This window comes from Winogradskyella sp. MH6, from assembly GCF_022810765.1.
Taxonomy (GTDB): domain Bacteria; phylum Bacteroidota; class Bacteroidia; order Flavobacteriales; family Flavobacteriaceae; genus Winogradskyella.
The window spans coordinates 297575-314664 of the sequence record NZ_CP094494.1 but is presented as its reverse complement, the minus strand read 5'-3'; the positions used below and the strand labels follow the sequence as shown (position 1 = coordinate 314664).

Genomic DNA, 17090 nt, shown 5'->3' with positions numbered 1-17090 from the left:
CATATGACAAACAAAATAACAATTATGTACTTGTTTTTCTGTGTGGCTTTCCCCTTTTTGTGTTTTTCTCAATCAAAAACAATTAATTATGGTTGGCAATATTCTGAAAATAAAACCCATTGGCAAACGGTAAATATTCCGCATACTTGGAATGCTAAAGATGCGTTTGATGATGAGGCTGGTTACCGCAGAGGATTAGGCTTTTATGAAAAACAAATCTTTGTGTCTTCAAAAGAAAAAGAACAGATTTTCTACTTAAAATTTAATGCTGTCAATCAAGAAGCTACCGTTTATGTAAACGGAAAAAAAATAACCAATCACAAAGGCGGTTACACGGCTTTTAATGTTGAAATCACATCGTTTCTAAAATTTGATGCATACAATTTAATTGAAGTTGAAGTCGATAATTCGCATAATGTAGATATTCCACCATTAGATGCAGACTTTACTTTTTATGGTGGTATTTATCGCGATGTGGAATTGATAAAAGTCCCAAAACAACATTTTAGTTTAAAGGATTTTGCATCCGATGGTTTTTATGTCAATTATTACAACGTTTCCAACGAAAAAGCTGGTGTAGAAGTCGACGTATTAATAGATAATTTTGAAACCAAAACCGATGCAGATTTATATCTTGAAATTTTTGATGCCGTAGGAAATCGTGTTAGAGAAGAACATCAAGGATTAACTTTAAACTCCAATAAAACTGAAACCGTTAAGGTCAAGTTTCCTGAAATTAAAAACCCAAAATTGTGGTCGCCAGACAATCCTTATTTATACAAATTACAACTAACCTTAAGTGATAAAAACGGAACCATTTTAGACCAAAAACAATCTAATTTAGGCTTTCGTTGGGCAACTGTAGATCCTGAAAAAGGCTTTTTCCTAAACGGAAAACCAATAAAATTAATTGGTGTAAATCGTCATCAAGATTATAAAGATTACGGAAATGCAGTGCCAATCGAGTTGCAAAAACAAGATATTCATCTTATCAAAAATATGGGTGCCAACGTCATTCGTTTTGCACATTATCCGCACTCAAGAGAATTGTATGAGCTTTGTGATGAGCTTGGAATTTTAGTTTGGACGGAAATACCCATTGTTAATAAAGTTACAGATTCTGAAACCTTTTTTGAGGTTTCAAATACAATGCAAAACGAACACATAAAACAATATTACAACTATCCAAGTGTGGTAATGTTTGGCTATATGAATGAGATTTTTCTGCGTTTAGCATTCGATAGAAAATCTACTGAAGAGGAAAAGAAAGCATTAAAAACAACAACTTTAAAACTCGCCAACCAGCTAGAGAATTTAACCAGAAGTCTAGCTCCAAACCATATTACGGTTATGGCTTGTCATCTCAATGAAGTTTATAACGAGACGGGAATAGCAGATTTGCCAATGCTTTTAGGTTGGAACCTGTATTTTGGTTGGTACGATGCTCAAATTGAAGATTTAGGAAAGTTTTTAGATGACCAATATCAGCGTTATCCAAAACGTTCGATGTTGTTATCGGAATATGGTCCTGGCGCAGATGTTAGAATTTTTACCAAGACACCAAAAAAGTTCGATTTTTCTACCAATTATCAAGCAAAACTACATCAATCCTATTACAAACAAATTACAGATAGACCGTTTATGACCGGAATGACAGCTTGGAATTTTGCAGATTTTGGTTCCGAATTTCGTGGTGATGCTATTCCGCACGTTAACCAAAAAGGATTAGTGCAATACGACAGAACACCAAAGGATATTTATTATTGGTACAAATCGGTTTTAGATGAAGATGCACCATTTATTTATATCGCAACAGATAATTTAAAAGGATTGACTTTGTTTGAAGAGGAAGCTTTTCCTGTTCAAATCTATTCCAATCAAAATGAAGTCAATGTCAGTTTGAATGGTAACAATTTAGGTGATTTTAAAGTTGAAAATGGTTTTGCCTCTATTGAAATGACTTTCACAAATGGTAATAATTCTATTGTAGTTTCAACAGAAAGCATTTCCGAAGAAAAAACAATAAAAGTCAATAGGATTGAAGCTTTTGATTTTAAAAACTTCAAACGTTTCGGCATTAATTTAGGTGCACATTTCAACTTTTATGATGAAGAAAGGGACATCACTTTTGTACCAGACCAAGAATATAAAAAAGGATGGTTTGGTTATAAAGATGGTTCAGCTTTTGGGATGACCAAAGATAAAAATCAAGGTCTGCCACATAATATTAAAAACACTGATGCAGAGCCGTTATTTCAAACCTTGTTAGAAGGTTGTGCAGAATATCAACTAGACGTTCCTGAAGGCAATTATAACGTGAAATTATACTTCGTAGAACCACAAATTAAGTCAGCTGAAAATATTTATAACCTTTCAGAACAATCTTCAGAAAGTAATAAAACACAACGCATTTTTGATGTGTACATTAACGATGGATTAATCGAAAAACAATTGAATTTAGCCCAAGCCTATCCCGAAAAGTATGGTGTAACGCTTCAGGCAATTATTCAAACAAAAAAAGGACTAACTTTAAAACTCAACGCTATTGAAGGTTTGCCAGTTATTAGCGGTATTTTAATAGAAAAAATAGACTAAATGAAATTTATAATAAAAGTATTTGTATTCTTTTTTGTGTTATCACTTTCAGCACAAAACAAAGCTACATACACTTATTCCATAAAAGGAAAAGATACCTTAAAATTGGATGTTTATACGCCTAAAAATATTAAAATAACAGATACGTTGCCTGTATTACTTTGGATGCATGGTGGTGGATTTGCAGTCGGCCACAGAGATTATATAGATGATGAAAATTTAGTAAAATACGCTGCAAAAGAGCAAAATTATATTGGGATTTCAATTTCTTATAGATTACTAAGAAAGGGGACAACAACAGGTTTTGGATGTGATTGTACTAAAGACGAAAAACTTGAAACCTTTAAACAAGCTGCTATCGATTATATGGATGCTGCAAAATATGTGGTTGAACACGCTAATGAGCTTCAAATAGATACTACAAAAATAATTGCAGGAGGTAGTAGTGCTGGTGCTGAGGGTATTCTTAACGCAGTTTTTATGCGTGAGTATTTTGTAGATAATTCTGAAGATTATAAAAATGTAAAATTCGCTGGTGTTTTTTCGTGTGCTGGTGCTATTGTTGATGCAAGCTATATGTCGCCAGAAAATGCTGTGCCAACTGTTTTATATCACGGCACAAAAGACCAACTGGTACCTTACGGGAATGCGCCACATCATTATTGTGCACCAACAAAAGATGGTTATATAATGCTAGATGGTTCTAAAATTATTGCCGATAAATTAGAGGAATTTGAAACGTCTTTCTATTTCAATATTGTCAAAGAAGCACGTCATGAAATTTCCAGAATTCCTTATGAAGAATTAGATATTGTGTTCAACTTTTTTGAACGTACAGTGCTTAATGATGAAGTCATTCAAACAAAAATCATAAAAACTAAAGAGTAATGCGATATATTTCGTTCATATTATTAGTGTTTTTGGCATTTCAGTCTTGTAAAGAAAACAAGTCAGAAGTTGTCAATGCAGATGTAACTGAAAACTCAAGACGACCAAACATCATTTACATAATGGCAGACGACCACGCAGCTCAAGCCATTAGCGCATATGGTCATCCTATTGGTCAACTGGCACCAACACCAAACATTGATAGATTGGCAAAAAACGGTGCAATTTTCAAAAATAACTTTTGTACCAATTCTATTTGCGGACCAAGTCGTGCTGTAGTTTTAACAGGAAAACATAGTCACGTTAATGGATTTAGAATGAATGGCGACCGCTTTGATGGTTCACAACAAACGCTTCCAAAATTGCTGAAAGAAGCAGGTTACAATACTGCCATTGTCGGCAAATGGCATTTACACGGTTATCCTGAAGGCTTTGACCACTGGAATATTTTAAATGATCAAGGAAACTATTACAATCCGCAGTTTATAAAGATTCAAGATACGGTTTACATCAACAAAAAACACATTGATACCACCGCGCATTGGACGACCAAGTTACCAGATACCACTGTGGTTAAAGGCTATGCAACCGACTTAATTACAGATTACGCAATTGATTATATAGATAAAAAGAAAAACAGCGAACAGCCTTTCTTTTTAATGGTGCATCACAAAGCGCCACATCGCAATTGGATGCCAGCATTACGTCACGTTAATAAGTATGATTCGGTGCAATTTCCATTACCTGATACGTATTTTACAAAGCACGAAAATTCAACTGCTTCAAAAGACCAATTACAAACTATTTATCGTGATATGTACGAAGGTCACGACCTTAAAATGACTAAGGAAAAAGGTAGTCCAGAATTAGCTTGGAATCCTTGGAAAACAGATTTTGAACGAATGACACCAGAGCAACGTGCTGCTTGGGATAAAGCCTATCAGCCAAAAAATGATGCTTTTCACGATGCTAATTTATCTGGAAAAGCATTAGCAGAATGGAAAGGACAGCGTTATCTACAAGAATATTTGTCAACTATAGCTTCGGTAGATGAAGGTATCGGTAAGTTGTTAGATTATTTAGATACTAATGGTTTAACCGAAAATACTATTATAGTTTACACGTCTGACCAAGGCTTTTATTTAGGCGAAAAAGGATGGTTTGATAAGCGTTTTATGTATGAGGAATCTTTGAAAATGCCATTATTAATACAATATCCTGAAAAAATTAAACCAGGAACTGTGGTTGAAGGCTTAACACAAAATCTCGATTTTGCAGAAACCTTTTTAGATTTTGCAGGTGTTGATGTTCCTAGTGATATGCAAGGAAAATCCTTTGCAGGTTTATTAGATGGTACTGAAAAAGATGAAGATTTTAGAGATGCGATTTACTATCATTATTACGACTATCCAGCATTCCACATGGTAAAAAAGATGTATGGTGTACGTACCAATCGTTATAAATTAATTCACGTGTACGACGACATTGATGAGTGGGAATTATACGATTTACAAACCGACCCAAAAGAGTTAACCAATCTCATTGATGACAAAAATTATGACGAGATTGAAGCCAAACTAAGAACACGTTTAGCCGAATTACAACAACAATATAAGGTTACCGAAAAAGAATTTGAAAAAGCACCAAAGCAACGTGTAGATAATGCTTACAAACAATTTGACAGATTAAGAGGTAACACAGGATCAAAATATCATCATCATTAAAATGAAACATCTCTGATTAATCTCAAGTCACTAAGTGAACATAACAATAAGATGTTCCATCTGACGATTGAAAAACAATAAAAATTAACAGATGAAATTAAGACACACTATACAACTCGCATTCCTAGTTATAGCAATGATATCTTGCAAACAAAAGCAAGAAAATACTATTGTTTCAGATGATAATAAAACTGAAACAGCAGCAACAGATACCACGCAAACCTACATCAATCCGCTAGATATAGACTACACTTATATGGTTTATAATTCTGCCAGAAACCAATCCTATCGTTCTGGCGCAGATCCTGCGGTAATTGAGTTTAAAGGCGAATATTATATGTTTGTCACACGTTCGTTTGGATATTGGCATTCTATAGATTTAGTCAACTGGAAATTCATTAAACCGCAAAAATGGTTTTTTGAAGGCAGCAACGCACCAACAGCATTCAACTACAAAGATTCTTTAGTTTATTTTGCTGGTGATCCTGCTGGTTACGGAAGTATTTTATACACCGACGACCCTAAAAAAGGGTTATGGACACCAACTGCTTCAATTTCAAATAACATTCAAGATTCCGAATTATTTATTGACGATGATGGCAAGTCGTATCTCTATTGGGGAAGTTCTAACGTGCATCCTATTCGTGTAAAAATGTTGAATAAAGATGATCGCTTTTTAGAAACTGGCGTTAGAGAAGAATTGATAAATTTAGATGAAGAAAAGCACGGATGGGAACGTTTTGGCGAAAACAACTTTCATCCAACCTTAAAAGAAGGTTATATGGAAGGCGCTTCAATGACCAAACACAACGGAAAATACTATTTACAATACGCAGCACCAGGTACGCAGTTTAACGTGTATGCAGATGGCGTTTACATTGGCGATTCGCCACTTGGACCTTTCACTTATATGAAAAATAATCCGATGAGTTTTAAACCTGGTGGATTTACCAATGGTGCAGGACACGGTATTACAGTAAAGCAAACCAATGGTCAATACTGGCATTTTGCGACTATGGCGTTAGCATCTAACGCACAATGGGAACGTCGTTTATGTATGTTCCCAACCTATTTTGACGATGATGGTTTAATGTATAGCAATACGTCTTACGGCGATTATCCTCGTTTTGGACCAAATCATCCAACAAAAGCTGGCGAGCATAATGGTTGGATGTTGTTATCGTATAATGGCAATGTAACGGTGTCTTCTTCGCTTCAACAAATAATGAAATTCACATCTAATAATGATGAGGTTGAAGTCAAAGAAATACCGACAGAAACGAATACCGAAGGACAAATAATAGCAAATGTATTAACCGATGAAAATCCTAAAACTTTTTGGGTTGCAGAAGCAAATGACAGTAAACAATGGATTACAATCGAATTATTAAATGAAGGAACCGTCCACGCCATTCAACTAAATTATCACGATCACGACTCTGGAATTTACACACGTGTTGAAGGTTTAAAACATCAATTTACTATTGAAACTTCAGAAGACGGTGAAAACTGGAAAACGGTTGTAGATAGAAGTAAATCTGAGATTGACGCACCAAACGCATATCTTGTTTTAGACAAACCGGTAAAGGCAAAATACGTTAGATATAACAATGTAAAAGTACCAGGAAATAACTTTGCAATGTCAGAAGTTAGAGTTTTCGGATTAGGTTTAGGTGAAGCACCAAACAAAGTTTCTAACTATAAAATCAACCGCGAAAAAGACCGTAGAGATATTTCATTTTCTTGGGATAAAGTTGAAGGTGCACAAGGGTATAACATCCGTTGGGGAATAGCACCAGACAAACTTTACCAATCTTGGCAAGTTTACGATACTAATTCTCATTTTATGCGCTGCTTAGATAGAGATACACCGTATTATTTTACCATTGAAGCTTTTAATGAAAACGGAATTTCCGAACAGACTGAAATTATTTTTGTAGAGTAAAGATGAGGCATATTATAACCCTTTTAATTGTTTTAATAACATTTTCAGTCGCATCACAAGACCTGAAAATAATGACTTACAACATAAAATTAGATTACCCAAAAGAAGGTAAAAACAGTTGGACGAATCGTAAACCTTTTATGGTTAAACAAATTAAATTTCATGAGCCAGATGTTTTAGGTGTTCAGGAGGCTATGCCCAATCAAATGAAAGATTTAGATAGTTTGTTGACCAATTATAGTTTTGTTGGTGTTGGTAGAGATGATGGTAAGGATGAAGGCGAATATTCAGCTATATTTTACAAGAAAAATGACTTAGAAGTTGTGGAATCTTCAACATTTTGGTTGTCACAAACACCAGATAAAGTGAGTATGGGTTGGGATGCGGTTTGTAATCGTGTGTGCACTTATGCGTTATTTCAGGATAAAAAGACAAATAAAAAATTCTGGGTATTCAACACACATTTTGATCACGTTGGTAAGGAAGCAAGAACAAAAAGTGCTGTTTTAATTTTAGATAAAATAAAAAGCTTAAATATTGAAAATCATCCAGTGTTTTTAACAGGGGATTTTAATATGGAGCCAGATCACGAAAGTATTGATTATATAACTCAAACTCTAAAGGACTCAAAAGCGATTTCAGAAATAGATTTTGGACCAGAAGGCACATTTAACGGGTTTCATTTTGACCAACCTGTAACGCGAAGGATTGATTATATCTTCGTTTCAGAAGATGTTGAAGTTAACAAATATGCAGTGTTAAGTGATAATTGGAATATGCAATATCCATCGGATCACCTACCTGTTTTAATAGAAGCAAAACTAACTAACTAACTAATTATACAACAATGAATAAAAAAGCATTCTTATTATTGATTACAGCCATATCTGCTCTTGGCGGATTGTTATTTGGCTATGATACAGGCGTTATTAATGGCGCTCAATTTTATTTAAGTAAATATTTTGAACTCGATGCAACTTTAAAAGGCTGGGTTGTAGGAAGTGCCTTATTAGGTTGTTTTGTTGGAGCCATCGTTGCAGGACCTTTAAGTATAAAAATTGGTAGAAAATGGTCGTTAATTATATCAGCAGTTTTGTTTTCAGTGTCGGCATGGGGTTCAGGATTACCAGAAATGCTTCCAGAAACTGTAACTATGTTAGTGGTTTTTAGGATCATAGGAGGACTAGGGATTGGAATTGCTTCAATGAATGCACCAATGTACATTGCTGAAATAGCACCAAGTAACATTAGAGGAAAAATGGTAACTTATTATCAATTGGCTATTGTAGTTGGTTTTTTTGTCGTGTTTTTGGCAACCTATTTTATTGGAAATAGTTTAACTGAAGCTCAGAATTTAGAGTTTGGTTGGCGAAGAATGTTTTGGTCAGAACTTGTGCCGAGTTTATTGTTTTTAGTACTGTTGTTTTTTGTTCCTAAAAGCCCAAGATGGTTGGCAATTAAAGGAGAAGACGATGCAGCTTTAAGTATTTTAAATAAAGTACATGGAGAGGAACAGGCTAAAAACGAAATAGAAGAAATTAAGGCTTCATTGGTGAAAAAAGAACAAAAAGTAAAAGTTAACTATTTCTCAAAAGCCATATTGGCAATTATAGTCATAGGTACAACATTGTCAGTCTTACAGCAATTTACAGGAATTAATGCTGTACTATACTACGGAGCTGATATTTTTGAAAAAGCTTTAGGCTTTGGTAAGGAAGATGTTTTAGCACAACAAATATTATTGGCATTTGTGAATCTTGTATTTACGTTTGTAGCCATGTACACAGTTGATAAGTATGGAAGAAAGCCATTGTTGTATGTAGGTTCTGTGGGTATGATAATTGGCTTTTTGTTATTAGGAGTGTCACTGCAACAAAATACAGTTGGTTTGGTTTCTTTAATTGGAGTTTTGGTGTTTATTGGCTCGTTTGCCTTATCAATGGGACCAGTTGTTTGGGTAATATTATCAGAAATGTTTCCTAATAAAATACGTAGTGTGGCAATGTCTGTAGCTGTTGCTGCACAATGGGCAGCCAACTATTTGGTATCACAAACCTTCCCAATGGTAATGGAAAGTGAAGCCAATAACAGTGCTCCTTGGAATGGCTCAATGCCGTATTTTATATTTATAGCATTTATTATAGTAATCATCTTTTTAACCTATAAGTTTATTCCAGAAACAAAAGGAAAATCTTTAGAAGAGATTGAGGCTTTTTGGGAATAAACATAAATCAAAGTATTACAATTAAAAAACCCATTCAAAATGTTATGAATGGGTTTTTTTGTGGTGGAGTCGGAGAGAATCGAACTCTCGTCCAAACAAGTAACCAAAGGGCTTTCTACACGCTTAGTCTTTTCTTGTTTTTTCGATGCAAAGCTGGCTAAAGACAGCCTACTTTACACTTAGCTTTTTAATCTCAAAAGGGCATCAAAGCACTACCCAATCTTGGTCAATTTTTACGATGCCTCTAAAAAGAACGCCACTAACCAAGGCTTTCTGGAGACATTTAGCCTTCCTACCTTGTAGGAATGAAGCTTGAAATCTTACTGTAATTCAGATTAAGCAGCTAAAGCGTAGTTATTCTCGCCGTTTAAAATTTGGTCTAGCCTTTTACGTGTTTCAAAACCATTACACGACGTGCTTACCGTTTAATTAATCTCGCTGTCAAAACCAGTCGACCCCAAAATTTTAAAGGTAAAGGAGCGCGAAGTTACAAAAAAAGTTGTGCAACCTCTTAAATCCATTTATTTTCGTGCAAAAATTATTCCATATTATAAATTGGCATTTTGTCAGTTTTCAAAATAGTATTTACATGAAATTCGCCATTATAAAAGAACGTAAAAATCCACCAGACAGACGTGTTGTATTTTCTCCAGAAACCTTAGCAGAAGCCAGAGGAAAATTTCCAGAAGCTGAGTTTGTTGTTGAGTCTTCGGATATACGTGTGTTTCCAGATGAGGCTTATGCCAAATTAGGTTTTACAGTTACAAATGATGTGTCCGATGCTGACGTGATGATTGGCGTAAAAGAAGTTCCAGTTGAAAATTTAATTCCCAATAAAAAGTACTTCTATTTTTCGCATACCATTAAAAAGCAACCTTACAACCGTAAGTTGCTAATGGCAATGTTAGAGAAGAACATAGAAATGTACGACCACGAAACTATTGTAAAACAAAGTGGTGCTCGTTTAATTGGTTTTGGTCGTTATGCTGGTTTGGTTGGTGCGTATAACGGATTTAGAGCTTTAGGACTTAGAGACGGTTTGTTCAATCTGCCAAAAGTAGAGACACTTGCAGATTTAGAAGAAGTAAAAGCTCAACTTGATAAAATTACCATTCCAAATATTAAAATATTACTCACTGGAACCGGAAAAGTAGCCTATGGCGCTAAAGAAATTTTAGACCATTTAGGAATAAAGCAAGTTAGTGATGCTTTGTATTTAACTTCAGAATTTACAGAACCCGTTTATGTTATGGCAGACGTAATGGAATATGCCAAGCGTAAAGATGGTAAAGTAGGAGAAAAGCATAAATTCTATAAAGATCCAACAGGTTACGAAAGTAATTTTATGCCTTACGCAAAGCAAACCGATTATTTTATAGCAGGTCATTTTTATGGTAATAATGCGCCATATTTATTTACACGAGAAGACGCTAAGCATCCGGAATTTAGAATTAATTTGGTAGCCGATGTGTCTTGCGATATTGATGGTCCTGTGGCTTCAACCATTCGTCCTTCAACCATTGCAGAGCCATTTTATGGTTACAATCCACAAACTGAGCAAGAAGTGGCTTTTGATGCCAAAGGAGCAATTACCGTTATGGCTGTAGATAATTTACCTTGCGAGTTACCAAAAGATGCTAGTGAAGGCTTTGGTGAAACCTTTGTTGAGCATGTTATTCCTGCTTTTTTCAATAATGATGAACGTGGTATTTTAAAACGAGCAAAAATCACAACTGCCGATGGTAAGTTAACAGAGCGTTTTAAATATCTTCAGGATTATGTAGAAGGGAAGTAACAAAGCCTAAGTCATAAACCTAGGCTTTGAATTTGTGTTTAAGATTTTAAAATATCAATTACAATATCCATTTCCTCAATTAACTTAGCTGTAGAACCTCCATAGCCAACGGATTTTAATCTTATTTTTCCATCTGGTCCTATGATAACTTTTGTAGGTATACCATCAACTTCATATTTTTCGGCAACTTCAAAATCTCTTGAGTTTTCCTTTTGGGTATCATAAATAACATTGAAGGTATAGTTGTTTTTGGATATAAACCCTTCAACATCTTTTTCTCTATTCTTGCCTCTTTCAAAAGTGTCGATAAAAAGAAATTCTACATTTTCATCATCTTTATATTTAGTGACTACTTTTTGCATTCCTGGAAATGAAGCTTTGCAAGGACCACACCAAGTTGCCCAAAAATCTAAGATAACTACTTTGCCTTTAAGGTCTTTTAATGCAATGCTTTCTCCTCTCATGTTTTTTAACGCAAACTGTGGAGCATCTTCACTAATCATTTTAGATTTAATTTCAGAAATCAATAGCTGTTTTCCTTCTTCTTTTAGTTGAGAAATCTTTTCTTCTAAACCATCTGAGGAATTGTTGACTTCCCTGTAAGCAGTTTCGTAGGCCTCAACAATATCTGTATTGTAGTTTCCTAGTTTTATGAACTTTCCTGCTTTTTCTATGGTAGTATCGTAGCGGTTGTCTGCCATTAGGTACGAAATATACCTTGCATTGGCTTCTGTATCTGTTGCCTTAGGATCGTGAGCTTTTTCTTGGTATACTATAGCTTCTTTAACATCTCCTTGCTTAAATTTTACCAAGGCATAAGTATCTGCAAACATACTGTACATAGACTCTAGCCCTTTTTCATAATTTTTTTGGGTTGAATAAACAGGCTTTCCTTTTGTAGGGTCTTTTTGCAAATTTTCAACAATTTCTAATGTCATTTTAGAAAGTTCTTCGGCACCCTCAATATTTTCGCCTTTTTCGGCTAAAGACCAAGCAACGTTGTTAAAATCATAGGCCATTCTTTGTTTATCGTCTACCATAGCACTGTATTTTTTGAAGTTGTCCATACCACCTTCATTAAAATATGCTAATGCTAGACTGGTTGCCATACTATTACTGAAATTATCCATTTTAGTATTGCGCTTGGTGTAATCTTCAAATAGTTGAAGTTTTTTGTCTAGATTAGGTTCTTTGTAGAATTGTTTTGAAAGCTCATAGTTTGCTGTTTGGCCTTCAGGAAATTTTTCAAGGATGATAGTTTTTATAGAATCTGATTTTGGTTTTTCTTCTAGAGTAGAATAAAAATTCATCATATCCATATACTCTAGTTCAGATTTATCTGTTTTTTTAGATAGGTTTGTTATAAAGTCTTCAATTAGAGGCTTTGCTTTTACTTTATTATTCTGATATGCAAGTTGAAGATACGATGTTTCCCACTCATCTTTAAGGTTTGGGTATGTGCTTAAGTCTTCTTTTATAGTCTTCTCAACAATAGTATTTTCGACTTTTACACCATAGTAACTTCCATTTCTTATAGAGTAAAAAGCAGCAGCAGAATTACTTCCTGGTATTTGTTTTCCTTCTGCGTCATATAATGGCAATATGTAACCTTTTTCGTCATTGGTGTCGTAATCTTCACCTGATTTAAAAACAAAAGCTATAGCATTTGCTGAATCTGGAATTTTAACAGAAGCCTTTTGTTCATTATTTTCAGTTTTAAAATCTAAATCTAAGGGATAGTTTTTTGTATTAACCATATAGTTTAGAAAAGCGTCTGATACACTATCTTTTTTGTAAGTGATATCAATGGTTTCTCCAGGTTGGGGTTTTTCTGTGGAGATGGTGAGTAAACCAATAGTTTTTTGTGTTGTTTCATTTTTCTTCTCGTCATTTTTGCAGGAAGCAAGTATTAAGATGCTTGCTAAGCATAAATAGATTGTTTTTTTCATTTTAGTTTTTTGTAAGATTCATCTAAATATAGCTATTAATAGGTGATTAGCTGAGGTTTTTAACTTTCATTTTTTTCGGAAGTATAAATAAAATTGAACATCCAATATCCAACTACTAAAAAGCCACCAAAACCCAAAGTGAAGAGCCAAGCTGTTATATTTTGGAATGGTGAAAATAGGATTTCAAAAACATCAGAAATTAATACTTGTGGATTACTGATGATTTCCCATGAATTGTATCTAAGAAATCGACCAAGGTAAACACCAAAACCACATAGAAATATAATAATTAACATGATGGTTTCTGTTGGTATCTTTTTGAATTGAATTTTAATAAGCCTTTGCATATCTAATAAAGAAAGGTAGAAGAGTAGCAAGCCGCTGAGTGCAAAAGATAAAACCACCAAAACGTCTAACCACAGCAAATGATTGTTTCCAACTCTTATATGTATTAGGTCTGTAACAATATAAGGAGCATTAGGTAAAAACGCTAACCAAACTAAAAACCAAAAGCTTAGCTTTAGTTTACTTAAGTTAGATTTTGTGTTTAAATACATTGTTATGGTGTACGGAATAATTGCCAAAAAGACATTCCAAACTAAGAAAAGGTAGAAGAAGGATTTGTTTAGCTTTATTCTTACCATTAGTGTAATGATGCTAAAAGCTAATGCAACTGTGACTAATGATAGTGTTTTAAACTTTGATTGTATGAGTGTTTTTATAGTTTCCATTGTAATATTCTATGATTAAAACTGTGATAATTCCTAAGGTATAAGCCACTAAATCACCAAATTGAAATGTGCTACCAAAAATGAGATTTGCAGCAGTGCTATCTTGTAAATTAAAGTAGGCTAAGAATGGTGTGAGTTGGAGCAATTCTATACCATAAGCAATAAAGAGGACGACCAATGCTGAGGCCCTCACACTCATATTGGTGCATCCTCTAAATATTGCATATAGTAAAATAACCACCAGATAATCACCAAAGGTGTAGCGGATAAATCCGGTTTTTATGATAAAGGCTATGGCTAGCTCTATTAAGAATAGCGTATGTGCTAAGACCAAATATTTTTTATTGAATTGTAATTTCATTTTATGACGATTTTTTCTCCTAAAAATTTAGGTTGTACATTAAAAACTAAATCGAGACTGGCTTTAGATCTTGCCAAGTATTCTCTAAAATGAGAATTGTAAACATCCTTAGCATTAAAGCCTACAGCATCAATGCTATATTGCTTTGCGATATAAATAGCACGCTGATTATGGAACTTTTGAGAGATAATGGTTATTGAGGTTTGACCAAAAATCTCTTTTGCTCTTACAACAGAATCTAAGGTTCTAAAGCCTGCATAATCTAAGAAGATTCTGTCCTCAGGAATTCCTTTAGCAATGAGATCTTTTTTAAAATCTGTAGGTTCATCATAATCTTTTCGACTATTGTCTCCACTTACCAAAATGTATTCAATTTTTCCTGCTTTATAGAGTTTAACTACAGCATCAATTCGGTATTTGTAGAATAGATTAATATTTCCACTTGCAGCATATTTTCCTGTGCCAAGTAACAAACCAACTTTGTTCTTCGGAATAGCGTTTACACTATCATAAACTTGATGTCTGGTTTTAAAACTCATCCAATGATAGGTACTAACGACACCAATACTTATAACTACTATGATAAGCAGAGCAATTTTTAATTTCTTCATGATTGGCAGAGGTTTAAATTGTATAACTCAGGTTTAGAAAAAATGGCTTCTCTAAAATCTTTAATTGAGATATTCAGTAATTTTTTATAATCAAAATGATGGAAAGGATTTGCACGTTTACCAGTTTTATATGATCTGTAATAAAAGTCATAGTAGTCTGGTAGAATAGCAATACCAAGAATAATTGCTCCATACAAATACGGACTGCGCTTGCCATTACCATAGCAAAGGCATTGTAGTGCTATTTCGTCTTCAACCTTTGTGCTATAGCCACAGAGTACATGGTAACAATCGTGACGTTCTACTTTTGGAATCAATTCAAAATTGTTTTTATCTAAAAAATCACCGAGATGCTTTCCGAAGGAAGATTGTGGCATTTTTAATAAATCGGATTTTGAAATATTCCACGACTCGTGATGCTTAAACATTGCGGTGTAAATGCGTTGCGAATGTTGAAATAACCAAATAATAAGTTGTTTTCTTAAATGTTTTGATGTTTTAAATAGGTTGTTCATGGTAGTTGGGTTTGATTTGGTTCAACGGCAAATGTTTTCTTTTTAGAGGGTTTTAATTTTCTTTTCCAAAGGAATAAGGCTAAAAAATAAACGGTTGAGAAATAGTAAATAGCAAAAATTGATTTGTTAAAAGTGATAATAAATGCCATACAAATTACTGTTAGAGCAATGATGTAATAAGGAAAGCATAGTTTAAATATGTGTTTTGCATCAGTTGATGTGTTGAATGACCAAAACACGCATGCAATGCTTATCCTTACAATAGTATAGGTTGCTAAAACGATAAATGTTAAACCAAAGATTACTAATACAACCATATTACTTTAGATTTAGTTTAAAGTTGTCATACTTTAGTTCTTGCCAATCGTTATTGTAGAGTTCCATGCAATAGTTTTCATATTTTTTCTGAATTCTATCACGTGAGTTTTTGTCTAAAGTCCTAGTTTCTGCCTCTTCTTTAAGTAAAAATGTGTTGTTATCAGACAAATCAATCAGATAGTTAATATCCATAGATTTGGCGTACTTAAAGTTGTAATTGGTAATATGATAATCCCAATTAATCATTGCAGCTACAACCAATACTACAAATGCTGCTTTGGTGTTTAGCCTAAATAAATACCAGATGTTTTTTGTTTTATCAATTTTTATGAGCGTGGTTATAAGACCTGTTAGGGTTAAAACGAGATATACCAAAACACCAATACGTTTATAGGTTAACCCAAAATAATAGATGTATTGACTGTTTTTTACTGCAATGCTCAGCACCAATACAGCATTAAGAAGTATCCATACAAATGCTAAGTTTTTCACCGTTCTATTTTCTTTATAGAAGTTAAGATCTCCTCTAAATACATAGAGTAAAATGATGATAGCTATAACAATAGAAGCTATTAAGGCATTAATGCCACTATGCACTTGAGTTGAAAATACAGATGCTCTAATATCTAAATTGGTAAGAATAAATGTGATGTCTGTTACAAGAAAAATAACGATAAGAATATTAAGTAACGCAATTAGGATGATGCCAAGTTGGTTTTCATGTTTCAATTGTGGTATTGAAAAATCTTTTGTTTTGAATAAAAGGTTACTAGTTTTTAAATCTTGAGATGTAGCAGGTTCTACTTCAATTGGTTTATGAATGTTTGCAAATAAATAGTACCCAAGTCCAGCAAAGAGCAGCCATTGAATATTGATAAAACTAAAATCAATCTTCTCTATGAGGTTATTAAAAATTGGATTACCGTTTTGGTACAATCCAATAAATATGATAACAATTGCTGCGGGAATGATAATAATTTTTGTCAGATGAGTATAGTCAATTTCTTTTTTTGATTCTACCTTTTGTGTGGTTTCATCTACTGTGAAATTACGATGAAAAAATCCTGCGATGGTTGTATATAAGCCATTTAACCAATTAACATAAATAGAAGCTTTGTTTTGTGATAACAACCCAATAAGTGTAAAAAAGGACACCATATTTGCAATGATGGCAAGTGCAGAGTCATGAAAAAAGACAGCAAGCCCTGTAGCTAAATAAAAGCCAGAATAGATGATGGTTCTTTTACTTTTAAAGTCATCTTTGTTGTTGATAACAAGTACGATAAGCGTAAGGATGCTAAATAAAAAGAGGTTTAATCCAATGCTTTTGTCATAAAATAATGTGCTAAATAATAGCGCTGAGATAAATAATATTAGTTTTTTCATTTTTTTGATTTATTAAAGTACTTTGTATTTCAAAGTAAAAGATTAAAA

Annotated in this window: 14 protein-coding genes and 1 other RNA gene; 7 read left to right on the top strand and 8 right to left on the bottom strand. The window is 33.7% G+C overall.

Annotated elements, in window-relative coordinates:
- Positions 1-3: 3 nt before the first annotated feature.
- From MST30_RS01505 to MST30_RS01480, 6 genes are all read left to right on the top strand, one after another.
- Positions 4-2595, top strand: coding sequence for a glycoside hydrolase family 2 TIM barrel-domain containing protein (locus tag MST30_RS01505; RefSeq protein ID WP_243472645.1), 2592 nt, complete (start codon positions 4-6; stop codon positions 2593-2595).
- Positions 2596-3483: an alpha/beta hydrolase gene (locus tag MST30_RS01500; protein ID WP_243472644.1), complete on the top strand. Its 888-nt coding sequence runs from the start codon at positions 2596-2598 to the stop codon at positions 3481-3483.
- Positions 3483-5207, top strand: a complete 1725-nt coding sequence (locus MST30_RS01495; protein ID WP_243472643.1) for a sulfatase family protein — start codon at positions 3483-3485, stop codon at positions 5205-5207. Before MST30_RS01500 ends, MST30_RS01495 begins: the two co-directional genes overlap by 1 nt.
- Before the next feature lie 91 nt (positions 5208-5298).
- Positions 5299-7152 carry a family 43 glycosylhydrolase gene (locus MST30_RS01490; protein WP_243472642.1) on the top strand — a complete coding sequence of 618 codons (1854 nt, stop codon included), beginning with the start codon at positions 5299-5301 and terminating at the stop codon, positions 7150-7152.
- Between the two features lie 71 nt (positions 7153-7223).
- The gene (locus MST30_RS01485) at positions 7224-7985 is read left to right on the top strand and encodes an endonuclease/exonuclease/phosphatase family protein (RefSeq protein WP_346346974.1); all 762 of its coding nucleotides are present in this window, start codon (positions 7224-7226) and stop codon (positions 7983-7985) included.
- A gap of 14 nt (positions 7986-7999) precedes the next feature.
- On the top strand, positions 8000-9376 hold the full coding sequence (locus MST30_RS01480) for a sugar porter family MFS transporter (RefSeq protein ID WP_243472640.1): 1377 nt from the start codon (positions 8000-8002) through the stop codon (positions 9374-9376).
- A gap of 61 nt (positions 9377-9437) precedes the next feature.
- Here MST30_RS01480 and ssrA read toward each other — a convergent pair.
- Positions 9438-9835: a transfer-messenger RNA gene (ssrA, locus tag MST30_RS01475) on the bottom strand.
- A 130-nt stretch (positions 9836-9965) separates the two neighbouring features.
- Between ssrA and MST30_RS01470 the strand changes: the two genes are divergently transcribed.
- Positions 9966-11171, top strand: coding sequence for an NAD(P)-dependent oxidoreductase (locus MST30_RS01470; RefSeq protein ID WP_243472639.1), 1206 nt, complete (start codon positions 9966-9968; stop codon positions 11169-11171).
- Positions 11172-11209: 38 nt separating this feature from the next.
- Here MST30_RS01470 and MST30_RS01465 read toward each other — a convergent pair whose 3' ends face one another.
- Genes MST30_RS01465 through MST30_RS01435 form a run of 7 tightly spaced genes read right to left on the bottom strand, consistent with a single transcriptional unit; the run spans position 11210 to position 17042 of the window.
- Positions 11210-13120, bottom strand: a complete 1911-nt coding sequence (locus tag MST30_RS01465; protein WP_243472638.1) for a TlpA family protein disulfide reductase — start codon at positions 13118-13120, stop codon at positions 11210-11212.
- Positions 13121-13179: 59 nt separating this feature from the next.
- The gene (locus MST30_RS01460) at positions 13180-13851 is read right to left on the bottom strand and encodes a DUF1361 domain-containing protein (RefSeq protein ID WP_243472637.1); all 672 of its coding nucleotides are present in this window, start codon (positions 13849-13851) and stop codon (positions 13180-13182) included.
- Complete coding sequence (locus tag MST30_RS01455; protein WP_243472636.1) at positions 13814-14212, bottom strand: ribosomal maturation YjgA family protein; 399 nt, start codon at positions 14210-14212, stop codon at positions 13814-13816. The genes MST30_RS01460 and MST30_RS01455 overlap by 38 nt, the downstream gene beginning before the upstream one ends.
- Positions 14209-14823 carry a SanA/YdcF family protein gene (locus tag MST30_RS01450; protein WP_243472635.1) on the bottom strand — a complete coding sequence of 205 codons (615 nt, stop codon included), beginning with the start codon at positions 14821-14823 and terminating at the stop codon, positions 14209-14211. The genes MST30_RS01455 and MST30_RS01450 overlap by 4 nt, the downstream gene beginning before the upstream one ends.
- Positions 14820-15338 carry a Coq4 family protein gene (locus MST30_RS01445; protein WP_243472634.1) on the bottom strand — a complete coding sequence of 173 codons (519 nt, stop codon included), beginning with the start codon at positions 15336-15338 and terminating at the stop codon, positions 14820-14822. The genes MST30_RS01450 and MST30_RS01445 overlap by 4 nt, the downstream gene beginning before the upstream one ends.
- Complete coding sequence (locus MST30_RS01440) at positions 15335-15655, bottom strand: hypothetical protein (RefSeq protein WP_243472633.1); 321 nt, start codon at positions 15653-15655, stop codon at positions 15335-15337. Before MST30_RS01440 ends, MST30_RS01445 begins: the two co-directional genes overlap by 4 nt.
- A gap of 1 nt (position 15656) precedes the next feature.
- Complete coding sequence (locus tag MST30_RS01435) at positions 15657-17042, bottom strand: DUF4153 domain-containing protein (protein WP_243472632.1); 1386 nt, start codon at positions 17040-17042, stop codon at positions 15657-15659.
- Positions 17043-17090: the final 48 nt, after the last annotated feature.

Excerpts from the sequence above, each read along its gene's own strand:
- MST30_RS01450 (WP_243472635.1), bottom strand. The coding sequence starts at position 14,823 with ATGAAGAAATTAAAAATTGCTCTGCTTATCATAGTAGTTATAAGTATT.
- MST30_RS01495 (WP_243472643.1), top strand. The coding sequence starts at position 3,483 with ATGCGATATATTTCGTTCATATTATTAGTGTTTTTGGCATTTCAGTCT.
- MST30_RS01500 (WP_243472644.1), top strand. The coding sequence starts at position 2,596 with ATGAAATTTATAATAAAAGTATTTGTATTCTTTTTTGTGTTATCACTT.
- MST30_RS01440 (WP_243472633.1), bottom strand. The coding sequence starts at position 15,655 with ATGGTTGTATTAGTAATCTTTGGTTTAACATTTATCGTTTTAGCAACC.
- MST30_RS01460 (WP_243472637.1), bottom strand. The coding sequence starts at position 13,851 with ATGGAAACTATAAAAACACTCATACAATCAAAGTTTAAAACACTATCA.
- MST30_RS01445 (WP_243472634.1), bottom strand. The coding sequence starts at position 15,338 with ATGAACAACCTATTTAAAACATCAAAACATTTAAGAAAACAACTTATT.
- MST30_RS01485 (WP_346346974.1), top strand. The coding sequence starts at position 7,224 with ATGACTTACAACATAAAATTAGATTACCCAAAAGAAGGTAAAAACAGT.
- MST30_RS01435 (WP_243472632.1), bottom strand. The coding sequence starts at position 17,042 with ATGAAAAAACTAATATTATTTATCTCAGCGCTATTATTTAGCACATTA.
- MST30_RS01470 (WP_243472639.1), top strand. The coding sequence starts at position 9,966 with ATGAAATTCGCCATTATAAAAGAACGTAAAAATCCACCAGACAGACGT.
- MST30_RS01465 (WP_243472638.1), bottom strand. The coding sequence starts at position 13,120 with ATGAAAAAAACAATCTATTTATGCTTAGCAAGCATCTTAATACTTGCT.
- MST30_RS01455 (WP_243472636.1), bottom strand. The coding sequence starts at position 14,212 with ATGAAATTACAATTCAATAAAAAATATTTGGTCTTAGCACATACGCTA.
- MST30_RS01480 (WP_243472640.1), top strand. The coding sequence starts at position 8,000 with ATGAATAAAAAAGCATTCTTATTATTGATTACAGCCATATCTGCTCTT.
- MST30_RS01505 (WP_243472645.1), top strand. The coding sequence starts at position 4 with ATGACAAACAAAATAACAATTATGTACTTGTTTTTCTGTGTGGCTTTC.
- MST30_RS01490 (WP_243472642.1), top strand. The coding sequence starts at position 5,299 with ATGAAATTAAGACACACTATACAACTCGCATTCCTAGTTATAGCAATG.